This is a genomic window from Sabulicella flocculans, assembly GCF_045449635.1.
GTDB lineage: Bacteria > Pseudomonadota > Alphaproteobacteria > Acetobacterales > Acetobacteraceae > Roseococcus.
Window position 1 is genome coordinate 21,640 of record NZ_JBJJBR010000021.1, and the last position, 14,425, is coordinate 36,064.

Consider the following 14,425-nt stretch of genomic DNA (forward strand, 5'->3'; position numbering starts at 1 on the left):
CAGCGGCGCGGCGCAAGCCAGGCGCGCGGAGCGCGCCCGGCGCCCGAGGGCACGGGAAAGGCGGCTGGATGGTTGAAGGCCCCGCGGGCCCTCAGCTGTCCAGCCGGATGCCCAGCTCGCGGATCAGCGGGCGCCACAGCGCGTTCTCCGCGCGCACGAACTCGGCGAACTGCGCCGGGCTCCAGGGCTGGTACTCGATGCCCAGGCCGCGCATGCGCGACTGGATGTCCGGCGACTGGATGGCGGCGATCATCTCCGCCGACAGGCGGGCCACCACCGGGGCGGGGGTGGCGGCGGGCACGCTCATGCCCTGCCAGCCCCAGGCCACGGTGTCGGCGAAGCCCAGCTCGCTGAACACCGGGGCGTCGGGCACGTCGGGCGTGCGGCGGTCGGTGAAGGCGGCAACGGCGCGCACCCGGCGGTCGCGCAGGAAGGGCAGGCCGGTGGCGGTGTCGATCACCACGCAGTCCACCTGGCCGCCCAGCAGGTCCTGCATGGCGGCGGGGCCGCCGCGGTAGGGCACGTGGGTGGCCTCGATGCCGGTGCGCCGCTTCACCAGCTCCATCGCCAGGTGGTGGGGCGAGGCGACGGCCGGCGTGCCGTAGGTGGCCGCGCGCGTCCGCGTGCCGGCGGCGAAGGCGGCCCAGTCCGCCGGGCCGTCCGGCCGCACCACCAGGTACAGCGGGAAGCGGCCGATGAAGCCCACCCCCTGGAAGTCGGTGTCCGGGTTGTAGGGCAGGCGGGCGTAGAGCGCGGGATTGTAGGTGAGGATGCCGTTGTCCACGTGCATCCAGGTGTAGCCGTCGGCAGGCGCCCGGGCCACCGCCTCGCTGGCCACCACGGCGCCGCCGCCGGGCCGGTTCTCCACCACCAGGTTCTGGCTCAGGCGCTGCGCCATGGCGCCGCCGATCAGCCGCGCGAAGGTGTCCGAGGCGCCGCCGGGCGGGTAGCCGACGATCCAGCGGATCGGCCGGTCGGGGAAGTTGCCCTGGGCGCGGGCGGCGCCCGGCGTGGCCAGGGCGGCGGCGGCGAGCCCCGCGAGGACGGGCCGGCGATGAAGCATGGAACCTCCGGGAAGGATGCGGCGGGGCAGCATGCACGCCCGCCGCCCTGCCTTCAACCGAGGCCGGCCAGCCGCTTCAGCCCCCAGATCCACAGCGGCAGCGTCAGCGCCGACAGCGCGTGCTCGGAGGTGGTGATGGCGGCCATCAGCGGCGCGTCGCCCCCCATGGCGCGCGCCATCACGTAGGAGGTGGCGGCGGTGGGCAGGGCCATGAACAGCACCGCCATGGCGGTGGCCATGGGCGCCAGCCCCAGCCACAGGCACAGGCCCAGGGTGGCGGCCGGCACCAGCAGCAGCTTCAGCGCCGCGGTGGCCAGCTGCAGCGCCCAGCGGTCGCGCAGCGCGCCCAGGGTCAGCGCCGCGCCCACCGCCAGCAGGCCCAGCGCCACGCAGGCGCGGCCCAGCGCCTCCGTCAGCGGCTTCACCCCCGGCGGCAGCCCGCCCAGGGCGGCGACGGCGAAGCCGATGACGCAGGCGATCATCAGCGGGTTCATCGCCACCTGGCGCAGCGCCGCGCCCCAGCGGAAGCCGCCTGGCCGCCCGGCGGCGAAGGTGGCGTTGGTGATCAGCTGCACCATGGGCACGATCAGCCCGGTGGCCACCGCCCCCAGCGCCAGCCCGGCCGGGCCGAACAGCGCCCCGGCGATGGCGAAGCCGATCAGGTTGTTGAAGCGGATGCCGCCCATCACCACGCTGGTCAGGCTGGCATGCCCCTGGCCGAAGCCGCGCGCCAGCGCCAGGGAAAGGCCGGTGCCCAGCACCAGCCCCAGCCAGATCGCCAGCATCATCCCCGCGATCGGCACCTCGCCCAGCTTCACCGAGCCGATGGCGGCCACCAGCAGGCAGGGCAGCAGCACCCAGAAGATCAGGCGCTCGATGCCCGCCCACACCGCGTCGTCCGGCAGCAGGGCGCGCTTGAGGAAGGCGCCCAGCGCCAGCAGCCCGAAGGCCGGCACGAAGGCGTCCAGGTAGGGGATCAAGCGCCGAGTTCGGCGGGCGGCGGCGTGCCGGGCGGGCGGCGCGCGGCGGACTGGATGTCGCGCAGGCAGGCGGCCTCGGTGCGCTGGGCCACGCCGCCGGCGCGCGCCTGCACGTGCCCGACGCGCCGCCCCTGCGCGCCGTCGTAGAAGATGACGTCCAGCTGGCAGCCGCCGGCCGAATACAGCCACACCGCGGCCGCCCCTTCCTCCCGCCGCAGCAGCGGCTCGCCCAGGGCGGCGCGCAGCGCATCGGGCGTGGCGCCCATGAACTGGGAGGCGCGGGCGGCGGCGACCGGGCGCGGGGCCGGGCGCAGCGCGGGCGCCGGCGCGCCCAGCGCCTGCAGGGTGGCGCGCTGGCTGTCCAGCGCGGCGCGCGCCAGCGCGGCCTCGCCCCCTTCAGGGCCGCAGGCGGCCAGCATCAGCAGGAACGCCAGGTTCCGGCGCGGCATGGGAACATCCCGGGCGGGGGCGCGGACGCCCCCGGGTTTCGCCTCAGGCTTCGCCCTGGAGCATTTCCATGCTGCCCATGATCTTGCCGCCCTCCTCGACGGACAGGCGCTTGCAGCGGGCCACGCCCTTCACCGTGCCGGTGGCGCGGATGATGAGGTTGCCGCGCGCGGTGACGGTGCCGTCGAACACGCCGGCGATCACCGCGTCCTCCACCTGCACCTCGCCGCGGAACACGCCGGTCTGGGCCACGTCCAGCTCGGCGGCCTGGATCATCTGGCTCTCCACCGTGCCTTCCACCACCAGGCGCTCGGCGTCGGCCACGGTGCCCTGCAGGCTGATGCCGCGGCCCACCACCAGGGTGCGGCGGTCCTGCGTGGCGGGGCGCGGCGCGGCGCCGGGGGCCGCGGCCGGGCGCGGGGCGCCGGCGGCCGGCGGCGGCGCGGCGGGGCGCGGCGGCATGCCCACGGGGGCGCTGTTCGCCGCGGGCGCCCGGAAGGTCGGGACCGCCAGGTCCTCGCGCGGGGCGGCGGGCGCCCCGGCCTCCGGCGCGTCGGTGCCGTCATCCTTCTTGCGGCCGAAGATGGACATGTCGTGCGGTCCCCCTGTGCAAACTCGCGCCCGTCCTTACAGGCGCCCCCCGGCCAGGACAATGCGCGAGAATGCGGAAGGACGCCAGTTTCCACCGTGGGAATTCGGCGCTAGCCAGGGGGGATGACCCCTCCCGACCTCGACATCCTGGGCATCGGCAACGCCATCGTGGACGTGCTGGCCCCCACCCCGGACGCCTTCCTGGCCGAGCGCGGGCTGCCCAAGGGCGGCATGTCCCTGATCAGCACGGAGCAGGCGGAGGCGCTGTACGCCGCCATGCCGGCGGGGGTGGAATCCTCCGGCGGCTCGGCCGCCAACACCTGCGCGGTGGCCGCCGCCCTGGGCGCGCGGGTGGGCTTCCTGGGCAAGGTGGCGCCCGACGCGCTGGGCCGCGTCTTCGCGCACGACATCCGCGCCGCCGGGGTGCACTTCCCCACCGCCCCGCTGGAGGGCGGCGCCCCCACCGCGCGCTGCCTCATCCTCGTCACGCCCGACGGGCAGCGCACCATGAACACCTTCCTGGGCGCCTGCGTCAGCTTCGGCGAGGCCGACGTGGACGAGGCGGAGGTGGCGCGCGCCGGCATCGTCTACCTGGAGGGCTACCTGTTCGACCCCCCGGCCGCCCAGGCCGCCTTCCGCAAGGCCGCCCGCGCCGCCCGCGCCGCCGGCCGCCAGGTGGCCATCACCCTGAGCGACCCGTTCTGCGTCGGCCGCCACCGCGACGCCTTCCTGGACTTCGTGCGCCGCGACGCCGACATCCTGTTCGCCAACGAGGCGGAGGTCACCGCCCTCTACGGCACGGAGGACTTTGAGGAAGCCGCCGCCCGGGCCGGGCAGGACGTCGCCATCGCCGCGCTGACGCGCTCGGCGCGGGGCAGCGTCATCCTGGCTGGCACCACCCGGGTGACGGTGCCCGCCGCCCCGGCCCAGGTGGTGGACACCACCGGGGCGGGCGACGCCTACGCCGCCGGCTTCCTGGCCGCGCACGCCCGCGGCCTGGGCTTGGAGCAGGCGGGCCGCTGGGGCAGCATCGCCGCGGCCGAGGTGATCGGGCATTTCGGCGCCCGCCCGCAGGCCGACCTGAAGGAGATGGTGGCATGAGGTTGCGAGCCCCCGCCCTGGCCCCTGCCCTGGCCCTGGCCCTGCTGCTCCCCGGCGCGGCGCCGGCGCATGAGCGCCCCTTCCCGCACGCGCACGTCGCGCAGGCGGGCCGGCCCGACGCCGCCATCGAGGAGCTGAACCGCCAGCGCGCCCGCCCGGAGGTGCCGCCCGGCGTGCAGGCCCAGCGGCGCGAGGCGCAGGACGCCGACGCGGCGGCGGCGGACGACGCCGCCGCCCAGCTGCGCGCCGCCCACGCCGCCATCCGCGCCCGCCGCGCCGGCCAGGCCAACGAGCTGCTGGAGCGCGCGGAATCGCGGCTGCTGACGCGCTCCACCCTGGCCACCCGCGCCGGCGAGGCGGTGCAGGGCGGGCCGGTGGCGCGCATCGCCGCCGCCCGCGCCGCGCTGCTGAAGGGCGACCGCGACGCCGCGCTGGCGGCGGTGGACGAGGCGCTGGCCGCGCTGGACCGCCCGCGCCGGCGGGGGCGCTGATGCCGCCGCTGCCCGAGGCGCCGGAGGCGGTGCGCGCCGCCGTGCTGGACTGGCTGGACCGCTTCGCCGCCTGCGTGCGCGAGGTGGACTACCGCGCCGCCTACCCGTTCTGGCACCCGCGCATCCTGGCCTTCGGCACGGTGCAGGCGGTGGTGGAGGGGCTGGAGCCCTTCCGCGACCGGCAGTGGGACAGCGTGTGGCCGCGCACCAGCGACTTCCGCTTCCGGCTGGACGCCGCGCGCGTGCTGGCCTCGGCCGACGGCACGCTGGCGGTGGCCATCGCGCCCTTCGACAGCACGGGCTACCACCCGGACGGCACGCGCTTCGACCGGCCGGGGCGCACCACCCTGGCCCTGGTGCCCGGCCCCGCCGGCGGCGAGGCCTGGGTGGCGGTGCACTCGCACATGTCCCTGGCGCGCGGCGTGCCCGCCGACAGCCACGCCCGCCGCCCCGTCAAGGCGCGGTGAGCGGGCCGCGCGGCCCTCAGTACATGTGCTGCCCGCCGTTGATGGACAGCGTCGAGCCGGTGATGAACTCCGCGTCGTCGGCGGTGAGGAAGATGACGCCGCGCGCGATGTCCTCCGCCTTGCCCAGCCGGCCGATGGGGATGCGCGAGATGATCTTCTGCAGCACGTCCTCCGGCACGGCGCGCACCATCTCGGTGTCCACGTAGCCCGGGGCGATGGCGTTGACGGTGATGTGGTTGCGCGCGCCTTCCTGGGCCAGCGCCTTGGTGAAGCCGTGGATGCCCGACTTGGCGGCGGCGTAGTTCACCTGGCCCAGCTGCCCGGCCTGCCCGTTGACGGAGCCGATGTTGACGATGCGCCCGAACTTGCGCGCGCTCATCCCCTCCCACACCGCCTTGCACATGTTGTAGCAGGAGCCGAGGTTGGTATCGATCACCTCGTCCCACCACTGCCGCGTCAGCTTGCGCATCATGGCGTCGCGGGTGATGCCGGCGTTGTTGACCAGGATCTCCACCGGTCCGTGCTCGGCCTCCACCTTCTGCACCGCCGCCATGCAGGCGTCGAAATCCGCCACGTCGAACTTCACGCAGGGGATGCCGGTGCGCTCGGTGAAGGCGGCGGCGGCCGCGTCGTTGCCGGCGTAGGAGGCGACGACGGTGCGCCCCGCCGCCTTGAGCCCCTCGCTGATCGCGGCGCCGATGCCCCGCTGCCCGCCCGTGACGAGCGCCACCCGTGCCATGACATTGCCTCCCCGGCTGTTGCTTCAACGCGGCGATTGGACGGCGAAACCGCCCCGCTTGGCAAGCGCGTCCTACTTGCGCCGCAGCTTGAACAGCGCCTGCTCGCCGAACAGGTTGGCCAGGCGGATGGAGCGCCGCCAGGGCGCGCGGCCGCCATGCTCGTCCACCGCCAGCCATTCCTCGATGACGTAGCCGTCCAGCTCGGCCAGGGCGACGAAGTCCAGCAGGGTGCAGGGGTGGATGTTGGGCGTCTCGTACCAGGGGCGCGACCAGGTCTCGGTGTCGGGCATGCGGCCCGTCGCCAGCAGCTTCCAGCGCAGCAGCCAGTGGCCGAAATTGGGGAAGGAGACGATGGCGTGCCGGCCGATGCGCAGCATCTGGCGCAGCACCTCGCGCGGGCGCTCCACCGCCTGCAGCGTGCGCGACAGCACCACGTAGTCGAAGGCGCCGTCGGGGAAGAAGGCGAGGTCGTTGTCGGCGTCGCCGTGGATGACCGACAGCCCCGCCGCCACCGCGTCCGTCGCCGCGCGCATGTCGATCTCGATGCCGCGCGCGTCGGCGCCCTTCTCGGCCGAGAGGTGGGCCAGCAGGGCGCCGTCGCCGCAGCCGATGTCGAGCACGCGCGCGCCGGGCGGGATCATCCCCGCGATCAGCCGCAGGTCCAGGCGCATGTTCTTCGCGACGTACTGGACGCTCACGCCCCGACCTCCGCCGCCGCGCCGCGCAGGAAGCCGCCCAGGGCGCGGTGGAAGTCGGGCTCGTCCAGCAGGAAGGCGTCGTGGCCCTTGTCGGTGGTGATCTCGATGAAGCTGGTGCGCGCGGCGGCCGCGTTCAGCGCGCGCACCAGGGCGCGGCTCTCGCCGGTGGGGAACAGCCAGTCGCTGCTGAAGGAGGCGACCAGGAAGCGCGTGCGCGTGCCGCGGAAGGCCGCGGAAAGCCCGCCATGGCCGCTGGACAGGTCGAACAGGTCCATGGCGCGGGTGATGGTGAGGTAGGAGTTGGCGTCGAAGCGCCGCACGAAGGTGGAGCCCTGGTGGCGCAGGTAGCTTTCCACCTGGAACACGTCCTCCAGGAAGGTGACGGCGTTGGCCCCCTGCAGGCGGCGGCCGAACTTGCGGCTCAGCGCCTCCTCGCTGAGGTAGGTGATGTGCGCCACCATGCGCGCCACGCCCAGCCCGCGCGCGGGGATGCGCCCGTCCTCCCAGTAGCGGCCGCCCTTCCAGTCGGGGTCGGCGTGGATGGCGGCGCGGCCGACCTCGTGGAAGGCGATGTTCTGCGCGCTGTGGTGGGTGGCGCAGGCGATGGGGGCGGCGGCGTGCACGCTTTCGGGGAAGGTGGCCGCCCATTCCAGCACCTGCATGCCGCCCATGGAGCCGCCGATGACCGCCAGCAGCCGCTCGATGCCCAGGTGGTCCACCAGCTGCTTCTGCGCGCGCACCATGTCGCGGATGGTGATGGTGGGGAAGTCGGTGCCCCAGGGGCGGCCCAGGCCGCGCCCTTCCTCGTCCGTCATCTCCTCGCGCGGGCCGGTGGAGCCCATGCAGCCGCCCAGCACGTTGGCGCAGATGACGAAGAAGCGGTCGGTGTCCACCGGCAGGCCGGGGCCGACCAGGTTGGCCCACCAGCCGCCCTTGCCGGTCACCGGCTGGGTCTCGGCCACGTACTGGTCGCCGGTCAGCGCGTGGCAGACCAGCACGGCGTTGGAGCGCGCGGCGTTTAGCGTGCCGTAGGTGCGGTAGGCGACCGCCAGCGGGCGGATGGTGACGCCGCAATCCAGCGCCAGCCCCCCGGGCAGCACGGCGCGCTGGTGCTCGACGGCCGGGAAGGGCGCGATCTGGTTCATCCTGGGCGCGACAGATAGGGCCGCGCCGGCCCGGCGGCAACTTGAGGGCCGGTGCCCGGGCGGCTATGCCAGGGGGAACGATGCCAGATGCCCCCGCCCTGACCGAGATCCGCGCCGAGCTGGACGCGCTGGACGACGAGATCCACGCCCTGCTGATGCGCCGGGCGGAGGCGGTGGCGCGCCTCGCGGCCTCCGCCGCCAAGCCGGCCGGCACCGTGCTGCGGCCGGGGCGCGAGGCCGCCATCCTGCGCCGGCTGCTGCGCCGCCACGACGGCCCGCTGCCGCGCGCCGCCCTGGTGCGGGTGTGGCGGGAGGTCTTCGCCTCCTCGGTGGCGCAGCAGGGCGGGCTGGCGGTGGCGGTGCCGCCCGACATCCCGCTGGGCCGGCTGGCGCTGGAGCATTTCGGCGCCGCCACCGCGCTGAAGCCGCAGCCCTCGCTGGCGGCGGCGCTCAACGCCGTCTCGGCCAAGGCGGCGGCGGCGGCGGTGCTGCCCTGGCCGCGCGAGGGCGACGAGCCGGGGCAGGAATGGTGGATGCGCCTGGACAACACCCTGCAGGTGGTGGCCCGCCTGCCCTTCCTGTCCGCCGGCGCGCCGCCGCTGGAGGCCGCCATCGTCGCGCTGCACGGCGCCGACGCCTCGGGCGAGGATCTGTGCCTGTTCCGCATCGAGGCGCCGGAGGGCGAGGGCCGCGCCGCCATCGCCGCCCGCCACCCCCAGGCGCGGGTGCTGGCGATGCGGCGCGAGGGCGGGCTGACCCGCGCCCTGCTGGAAGGCCCCGAGGTTCCCGCCGGCGCCGTCGCGCTCGGCCGCTACGCCATCCCTGAACGAGGCGCCGCATGAACGCCCTGCTCCCCCGCCCGAGCATCCTGTCGATCGAGCCCTATGTGGGCGGCGAATCGAAGCTGCCCGGCGTGAACCGCATCATCAAGCTGTCGTCCAACGAGGGCGCCTTCGGCCCGCCGCCCGGCGCCGTCGAGGCCATCGCCAAGGCGGCGCGCGACGCGCATCGCTACCCCGACGGCCACGCCACCGCGCTGCGCGAGGCGATCGGCGCGCGCTTCGGGCTGGACCCGGCGCGCATCGTCTGCGGCAACGGCTCGGATGAGCTGATCGCCTACCTCATCCTCGCCTATGGCGGCGAGGGGACGGAGCTGGTGATGCCCGCGCACGGCTTCGTGATGTACGAGCTGGCCGGGCGCTATGCCGGCTGCCGCGTCATCAAGGTGCCGGAGCGCAACCTGGTGGCCGATGTGGACGCCATGCTGGCCGCGGTGGGGCCGCGCACCAAGCTGGTCTGCCTGGTGAACCCCAACAACCCGACCGGCGCGCTGCTGCCTCGCGCCGAGGTGGAGCGCCTGCGCGCCGGCTTGCGCGACGACATCCTGCTGATCCTGGATGCCGCCTATGCCGAATACGTGACGGAGCCGGATTACGATCCCGGCCAGGCGCTGGTGGATGCGAGCGGCACCACGGTGATGACGCGCACCTTCTCCAAGATCTTCGGGCTGGGCGGGATGCGGCTGGGCTGGGCCTACATGCCGGCGAAGGTGGCGGATGTGATCGGGCGCATCCGCGGGCCGTTCAACGTGAACAGCGCCGCCATGGCCGCCGGCATCGCCGCCCTGGCCGAGCCCGGCTGGATCGAGCGCAGCGTGGCGCACAACACCGAATGGCGGGCCAGGGTGGTGGCGGGGCTGGAGGCCGCGGGCATCAAGGTCTGGCCCTCCCACTGCAACTTCGTGCTGGCCGATTTCGGCACCGCCGAGGCCGCCAGGGCGGCGGATGCGGCGCTGAAGGCGCGCGGCCTGATCGTGCGCGCCGTCGGCGGCTATGCCCTGCCCACCTGCCTGCGCATCACCATCGGCGCGGCGGATGAGTGCCAGATGGTGATTGACGCCCTGACAGAGCACATGCGTGGCTGACGCCCCGCATCATTCTGCGCCCTCAGGCGCCGGGCGCGGCCTCCGGCCGCTTGGCTCGCGCCGCGCCGCTGCTGCGCCGGCTGCGAGGGCGGTTGGGCGGCGCCGGCCGCGTTGCGGCCGGATTCGTCCAGGGCGCGTGCGGCATGGGTGAGGCACCGCTCTTCGACCGCCTCGCCCTGATCGGCGCCGGCCTGATCGGCGGCTCCCTCGCCCGCCGCGCGCGGGAGGCGGGCAACCTGGCGCGCGAGGTGGTGGTCACCTCCAAGTCGCCCGAGACCCTGAGGCGCGTGCGCGAGCTGGGCTTCGCCGACCGCGTGGAGGAAGACCCCGCCGAGGCGGTGAAGGGCGCCGACCTGGTGATCCTCTGCGTGCCGGTCGGCGCCTTCGCCGGCGTGATGGCGCGCATCGCCCCCCACCTGAAGCCCGGCGCCATCCTCAGCGACGTGGGCTCCACCAAGGGCAGCGTGATCCGCGACCTCGGCCCGCTGGTGCCGCCCGGCGTCCACCTGATCCCCGCGCACCCGATGGCCGGCACCGAGTATTCCGGCCCGGATTCCGGCTTCAGCACCTTGTTCGAGGGGCGCTACTGCATCCTCACCCCGCTGCCCGGCACGGATGCCGCGGCGCTGGAGAAGCTGCGCGAGTTCTGGCGCCGCTGCGGCTCCATGGTGGAGAGCCTGGATCCGGTGACGCACGACAAGGTGGTGGCCATCGTCTCCCACCTGCCGCACCTGATCGCCTTCACCATCTGCGGCACCGCGGATGACCTGAGCGAGGAGACGCGCGAGAGCGTGCTGAAATTCGCCGCCTCCGGCTTCCGCGACTTCACGCGCATCGCGGCCAGCGACGTGGCGATGTGGCGCGACGTGTTCCTCAACAACCGCGAGGCGGTGCTGGAGATGCTGGCCCGCTTCACCGAGGACGCCCAGGCCTTCGGCCGCGCCATCCGCTGGGGCGAGGAGGAGTTCATCGTGGACCGCATCCAGCGCGGCCGGAAGATCCGCCGCGGCCTGCTGGAGCGCAAGCAGGCGTGACGCGGGGCGGGAAGGGCGGATAGGCTGCGGCAAAACGAGGAAACCGCCATGCTCCGCCGCCCGCTGCTGCTCGCCGCCCTCGCCACGCCCGCCATCGCCCGCGCGCAGGCCTATCCCACCCGGCCGATCAACTTCGTCATCCCCTTCGCGCCCGGTGGCGGCACCGACATCATCGCCCGCGCCATCCAGCCCGCGGTGCAGGAGGAGCTGGGCCAGCCGCTGGCCATCGAGAACCGGGCCGGCGCCTCGGGCACGCTGGGCATCGCCACCGTCGCGCGCGCCAGGCCGGATGGCTACACCATGGCGATGACCACGGTCAGCGCCTCCGCCGTGGTGCCGCCGCTGATGAACCCGCCACCCTACGACATCCTGCGCGAGCAGACGCCGGTGGCGCTGTGCGGCACGGTGCCGCTGGTGGTGGTGGTGCCCAATGACAGCCCCGCGCGCTCCTTCGCCGAGTTCCTGGCGCATGCGCGGGCCAATCCGGGCGTCATCAACTACGCCTCCTCCGGCGTCGCCACGCAGCAGCACATCGCGGCGGAGCTGCTGTCGGCCCGCGCCGGGCTGTCCATGGTGCACGTGCCGTTCCGCGGCACCGGGCAGGCGGTGACGGAGGTGCTGGCCGGGCGCATCCAGCTGGCGATGGACACGCTGCCCACCTACCTGCCGCATATTCGCGCAGGAAGGGTGCGGGCGCTGGCCACCACCATGCCGCAGCGGGTGGAATGGCTGCCCGACCTGCCGACGGTGGCGGAAAGCGGCTTCGCGGGCTTCGACGCCAATGTGTGGTACATGGTGATCGGCCCCGGCGGCTTGCCGGAGGCCGTGACGCAACGCTGGAGCACCGGCATCAACCGCGCCCTGAACGACCCCGCCGTGCGCAACCGCCTGCGCGAGAGCGGCTTCATCGTCGGCGGCGGCAGCCCGGCCGACGCCGCCGCCCTGCTGCGCCGCGACGCCGAGCGCTACGCCGCCGTGATCCGCGCCGCGCAGGTGAGGCTGGACTGATGCCCACCGCGCTGGTCCTGGGTGGCGGCATCATGGGCCTCTGCGCCGCCTGGGGGCTGCTGCGCGCCGGCTTCGCGGTGACGGTGCTGGAGCAGGACGCCATCCCGAACCCGCGCGGCTCCTCGGTGGATGACCACCGGCTGATCCGCCACGCCTATGGCGCCCAGCGCGGCTACATGCGGATGGTGGACGACGCCTATGCCGCCTGGGACGCGCTGTGGGACGACATCGGCGAAACCCTGCACGTGCCGACCGGCGTGCTGGCGCTGGACGAAGGCGCGGGCGACTGGCTGCCCGAGACGCGCGCCGCGCTGCGCGCCGATGCCCGCCCGTTCAGTGACCTTTCAGCGGCGCAGGTGAATGAGCGCTTCCCGTTGCTGGACGGCGCGGGCATCGCCGATGCGCTGCACATGGAGGCTGGCGGCGTGCTGCTGGCGGGGCGCATCGTCGCCGCGCTGGCGCGCCACCTGGAAGGGCGCGGCGTGCGCTTCCGCCAAGCGCGCGTGCGTGACCTGGCAGGAGGCTTCGTGCTGGAGGACGGCACGACGTTGGCGGCCGACGCCATGGTGGTCGCCGCCGGGCCCTGGGCGCCGCGGCTGCTGCCCCGCCTGCCGGTCACGCCCTCGGCGCAGGTGGTGGTGCGGCTGCGGCCGGCCGACCCCGCCTGGGCGCGGATGCCGATGCTGCTGGACCTCTCGGCGGCGGGCGGCTTCTACATGGTGCCGCCGGTGGCCGGCACGCCCCTGAAGATCGGCGACCATTCCTTCTCGCTGCAGGGCGACCCCGACGCCGCCGACCGCACGCCCGACCCAAGCGAGGTGGAGCGCATCCTGTCGCTCGCCGAACGTCGCCTGCGCGGGCTGCGCGACATGGCGCCGGCGGGTGCCGCCACCTGCTTCTACGACGTGGAGCCGAAGGAGGAATTCATCCTCCGCCGCGAAGGCCCGTTCTGGGCGATGAGCGGCTTTTCCGGCCACGGCTTCAAGTTCGCCGCGGTGCTGGGGCTGCGCCTGGCCCGCACCATCGCCGATGACGAAAACCCCGCCGCGCTGGCCCGCTGGGCCGCCGGCCAGGAGAGCATCCCCGCATGAGCCAGACCCCCCTCACGCAGACGGACGACATCGCCTTCGCCCTCACCAAGCTCTACCCCATCCAAGGCGAGCTTTCCGCCGAGGAGGTGACGGCGCTGGTGGAGGAGATGGCGCGCTTCTGCCGCGAGGTGGTCGCACCCCACCGCCTGCCTTCCGACAAGGCGGGCTGCCGCTTCGACGGCGGCACCGTCACCTGCCCGCCCGCCTACAAGGGCATCTTCGCCGCGTGGAAGGAGGGCGGCTGGCAGTCGCTCTGCGCCGACCCCGCGCATGGCGGCCAGGGCCTGCCCTTCGCGCTCTGGGCCGCGCTGAAGGAGCTGCTGGCGACCGCCGACATGGCCTTCTCGCTCTGCCCGACGCTGACCGCCGGCGCGGTGGAATGCCTGGAAACCTACGCCAGCGAGGAGCAGGCGGCGCGGCTGCTGCCGCCGCTGGTGGAAGGCCGCTGGAATGGCACCATGAACCTCACCGAGCCGGGCGCGGGCAGCGACCTCTCGCAGGTGCGGACCAAGGCGGAACCGCTGGGCGATGGCCGCTTCGCCATCCATGGCCAGAAGATCTACATCACCTATGGCGAGAACGACCTGGCGGAGAACACGCTGCACCTCGTCCTCGCGCGGCTGCCGGATGCGCCGGCCGGCTCGCGCGGCATCTCGCTCTTCGCCGTGCCCAAGCTGCTGCCGGACGGCACGCGCAACGCCGCCCGCTGCGGCGGCATCGAGCACAAGCTGGGCATCCATGGCTCCCCCACCTGCACCATGCTGTTCGAGGGCGCCACCGGCGAGATGATCGGCGAGCCGAACCGCGGCCTCAACGCCATGTTCGCCATGATGAACAACGCCCGGCTGCAGGTGGGCATCGAGGGCGTGGCCGCCGGCGCCCGCGCGCTGGAACTGGCCGAGGCGTATGCGGAAACCCGCGTGCAGGGCGGCCTGCCCATCGCCCGCCACCCCGACGTGGCGCGCATGCTGGCGGAGATGCGCGCCACCACCCTGATGGGCCGCTTCCTGGCGCTGGAGGCCGCCGCCTGCGCCGACCGGGGCGAGGAAGCGCGGCTGGCCCTGCTGACGCCCATCGTGAAGGCCTGGTGCACCGACCGCGGCGTGGCCAATGCCTCGCTGGGCGTGCAGGTGCATGGCGGCATGGGTTTCGTGGAGGACGCCGGGGCCGCGCAGGTGCTGCGCGACAGCCGCATCGCGCCGATCTACGAGGGCACTAACGGCATCCAGGCGCTGGACCTCGTCACCCGCAAGGTGCAGCGCGACCAGGGCGCCACAATGCGCGCCATGATCGCCGAGGCGCGCGCCGCACACCCCGCCCTGGAGGCGGCGGCCGACGCGCTGGAACGCGCCACGGCGACGATCTGCGCCGCGCCGGAGGCCGAGGCCGCGGCGGGCGCCACCGCCTATCTGGAGGCCGCCGGCTGGGTGCTGGGCTGCGCCCGGCTGGCCCAGGCGGCCGCGCTGGATGGGCGCTACGCCCCCCTGCGGGACTTCGCCCTGGCCCGGCTGCTGCCGCGCGCCTGGGCCGCCTGCGCGGAGGTGGAGAAGCCGGGCGAATTGCTCGCGCTGATGGCGTAACGAAAAACATGCCGGCCCCTTGCAGCCTCTCGGCGGCGCAGCATTTACATCGTGTAAGAAAGCAT

General features: G+C 74.3%; 16 protein-coding genes. 9 read left to right on the top strand and 7 right to left on the bottom strand.

All coding sequences use genetic code 11. From position 1 onward, the window contains the following. Positions 1-91: 91 nt before the first annotated feature. The 4 genes from ACI6QG_RS16005 to ACI6QG_RS16020 are packed head-to-tail and all read right to left on the bottom strand — an operon-like array spanning position 92 to position 3,081. Complete coding sequence (locus ACI6QG_RS16005) at positions 92-1,063, bottom strand: Bug family tripartite tricarboxylate transporter substrate binding protein (RefSeq protein ID WP_407025584.1); 972 nt, start codon at positions 1,061-1,063, stop codon at positions 92-94. Between the two features lie 53 nt (positions 1,064-1,116). Then, a complete protein-coding gene (locus ACI6QG_RS16010) occupies positions 1,117-2,043 on the bottom strand; it encodes an AEC family transporter (protein WP_407025585.1) in 927 nt (308 codons plus the stop codon). Then, on the bottom strand, positions 2,040-2,492 hold the full coding sequence (locus ACI6QG_RS16015; RefSeq protein ID WP_407025586.1) for a hypothetical protein: 453 nt from the start codon (positions 2,490-2,492) through the stop codon (positions 2,040-2,042). The genes ACI6QG_RS16010 and ACI6QG_RS16015 overlap by 4 nt, the downstream gene beginning before the upstream one ends. A 43-nt stretch (positions 2,493-2,535) precedes the next feature. Further along, positions 2,536-3,081 (bottom strand): bactofilin family protein, encoded by a 546-nt coding sequence (locus ACI6QG_RS16020; RefSeq protein WP_407025587.1) that lies wholly within the window; start codon positions 3,079-3,081, stop codon positions 2,536-2,538. 123 nt (positions 3,082-3,204) lie between these two features. Between ACI6QG_RS16020 and ACI6QG_RS16025 the strand changes: the two genes are divergently transcribed. The 3 genes from ACI6QG_RS16025 to ACI6QG_RS16035 are packed head-to-tail and all read left to right on the top strand — an operon-like array spanning position 3,205 to position 5,140. Then, positions 3,205-4,182 carry an adenosine kinase gene (locus ACI6QG_RS16025; RefSeq protein WP_407025588.1) on the top strand — a complete coding sequence of 326 codons (978 nt, stop codon included), beginning with the start codon at positions 3,205-3,207 and terminating at the stop codon, positions 4,180-4,182. Then, positions 4,179-4,673 (top strand): hypothetical protein, encoded by a 495-nt coding sequence (locus ACI6QG_RS16030; protein ID WP_407025589.1) that lies wholly within the window; start codon positions 4,179-4,181, stop codon positions 4,671-4,673. The genes ACI6QG_RS16025 and ACI6QG_RS16030 overlap by 4 nt, the downstream gene beginning before the upstream one ends. Further along, on the top strand, positions 4,673-5,140 hold the full coding sequence (locus tag ACI6QG_RS16035; RefSeq protein WP_407025590.1) for a YybH family protein: 468 nt from the start codon (positions 4,673-4,675) through the stop codon (positions 5,138-5,140). The genes ACI6QG_RS16030 and ACI6QG_RS16035 overlap by 1 nt, the downstream gene beginning before the upstream one ends. 16 nt (positions 5,141-5,156) lie before the next feature. Here the strand turns inward: ACI6QG_RS16035 and phbB are convergent, their stop codons facing one another. The 3 genes from phbB to metX all read right to left on the bottom strand — a co-directional run bounded on the left by phbB (position 5,157) and on the right by metX (position 7,723). Further along, positions 5,157-5,879, bottom strand: a complete 723-nt coding sequence (gene phbB, locus ACI6QG_RS16040; RefSeq protein ID WP_407025591.1) for an acetoacetyl-CoA reductase — start codon at positions 5,877-5,879, stop codon at positions 5,157-5,159. Between the two features lie 72 nt (positions 5,880-5,951). After that, complete coding sequence (gene metW, locus ACI6QG_RS16045) at positions 5,952-6,551, bottom strand: methionine biosynthesis protein MetW (RefSeq protein ID WP_407025623.1); 600 nt, start codon at positions 6,549-6,551, stop codon at positions 5,952-5,954. Between the two features lie 23 nt (positions 6,552-6,574). Next, positions 6,575-7,723, bottom strand: coding sequence for a homoserine O-acetyltransferase MetX (gene metX / locus ACI6QG_RS16050; RefSeq protein WP_407025592.1), 1,149 nt, complete (start codon positions 7,721-7,723; stop codon positions 6,575-6,577). 80 nt (positions 7,724-7,803) lie between these two features. Here metX and ACI6QG_RS16055 point away from each other — a divergent pair, with 80 nt between their 5' ends. From ACI6QG_RS16055 to ACI6QG_RS16080, 6 genes are all read left to right on the top strand, one after another. Beyond that, positions 7,804-8,565 (top strand): chorismate mutase, encoded by a 762-nt coding sequence (locus ACI6QG_RS16055; RefSeq protein WP_407025593.1) that lies wholly within the window; start codon positions 7,804-7,806, stop codon positions 8,563-8,565. Next, the gene (gene hisC / locus ACI6QG_RS16060; protein ID WP_407025594.1) at positions 8,562-9,647 is read left to right on the top strand and encodes a histidinol-phosphate transaminase; all 1,086 of its coding nucleotides are present in this window, start codon (positions 8,562-8,564) and stop codon (positions 9,645-9,647) included. Before ACI6QG_RS16055 ends, hisC begins: the two co-directional genes overlap by 4 nt. 143 nt (positions 9,648-9,790) lie before the next feature. Continuing rightward, positions 9,791-10,681, top strand: a complete 891-nt coding sequence (locus tag ACI6QG_RS16065; protein WP_407025595.1) for a prephenate/arogenate dehydrogenase family protein — start codon at positions 9,791-9,793, stop codon at positions 10,679-10,681. A 48-nt stretch (positions 10,682-10,729) separates the two neighbouring features. After that, positions 10,730-11,689 (top strand): Bug family tripartite tricarboxylate transporter substrate binding protein, encoded by a 960-nt coding sequence (locus ACI6QG_RS16070; protein ID WP_407025596.1) that lies wholly within the window; start codon positions 10,730-10,732, stop codon positions 11,687-11,689. Next, positions 11,689-12,780: an NAD(P)/FAD-dependent oxidoreductase gene (locus ACI6QG_RS16075; RefSeq protein WP_407025597.1), complete on the top strand. Its 1,092-nt coding sequence runs from the start codon at positions 11,689-11,691 to the stop codon at positions 12,778-12,780. Before ACI6QG_RS16070 ends, ACI6QG_RS16075 begins: the two co-directional genes overlap by 1 nt. Beyond that, entirely contained in the window at positions 12,777-14,360 is a 1,584-nt protein-coding gene (locus ACI6QG_RS16080; protein ID WP_407025598.1) for an acyl-CoA dehydrogenase family protein, read from the top strand. The genes ACI6QG_RS16075 and ACI6QG_RS16080 overlap by 4 nt, the downstream gene beginning before the upstream one ends. Positions 14,361-14,425: the final 65 nt, after the last annotated feature.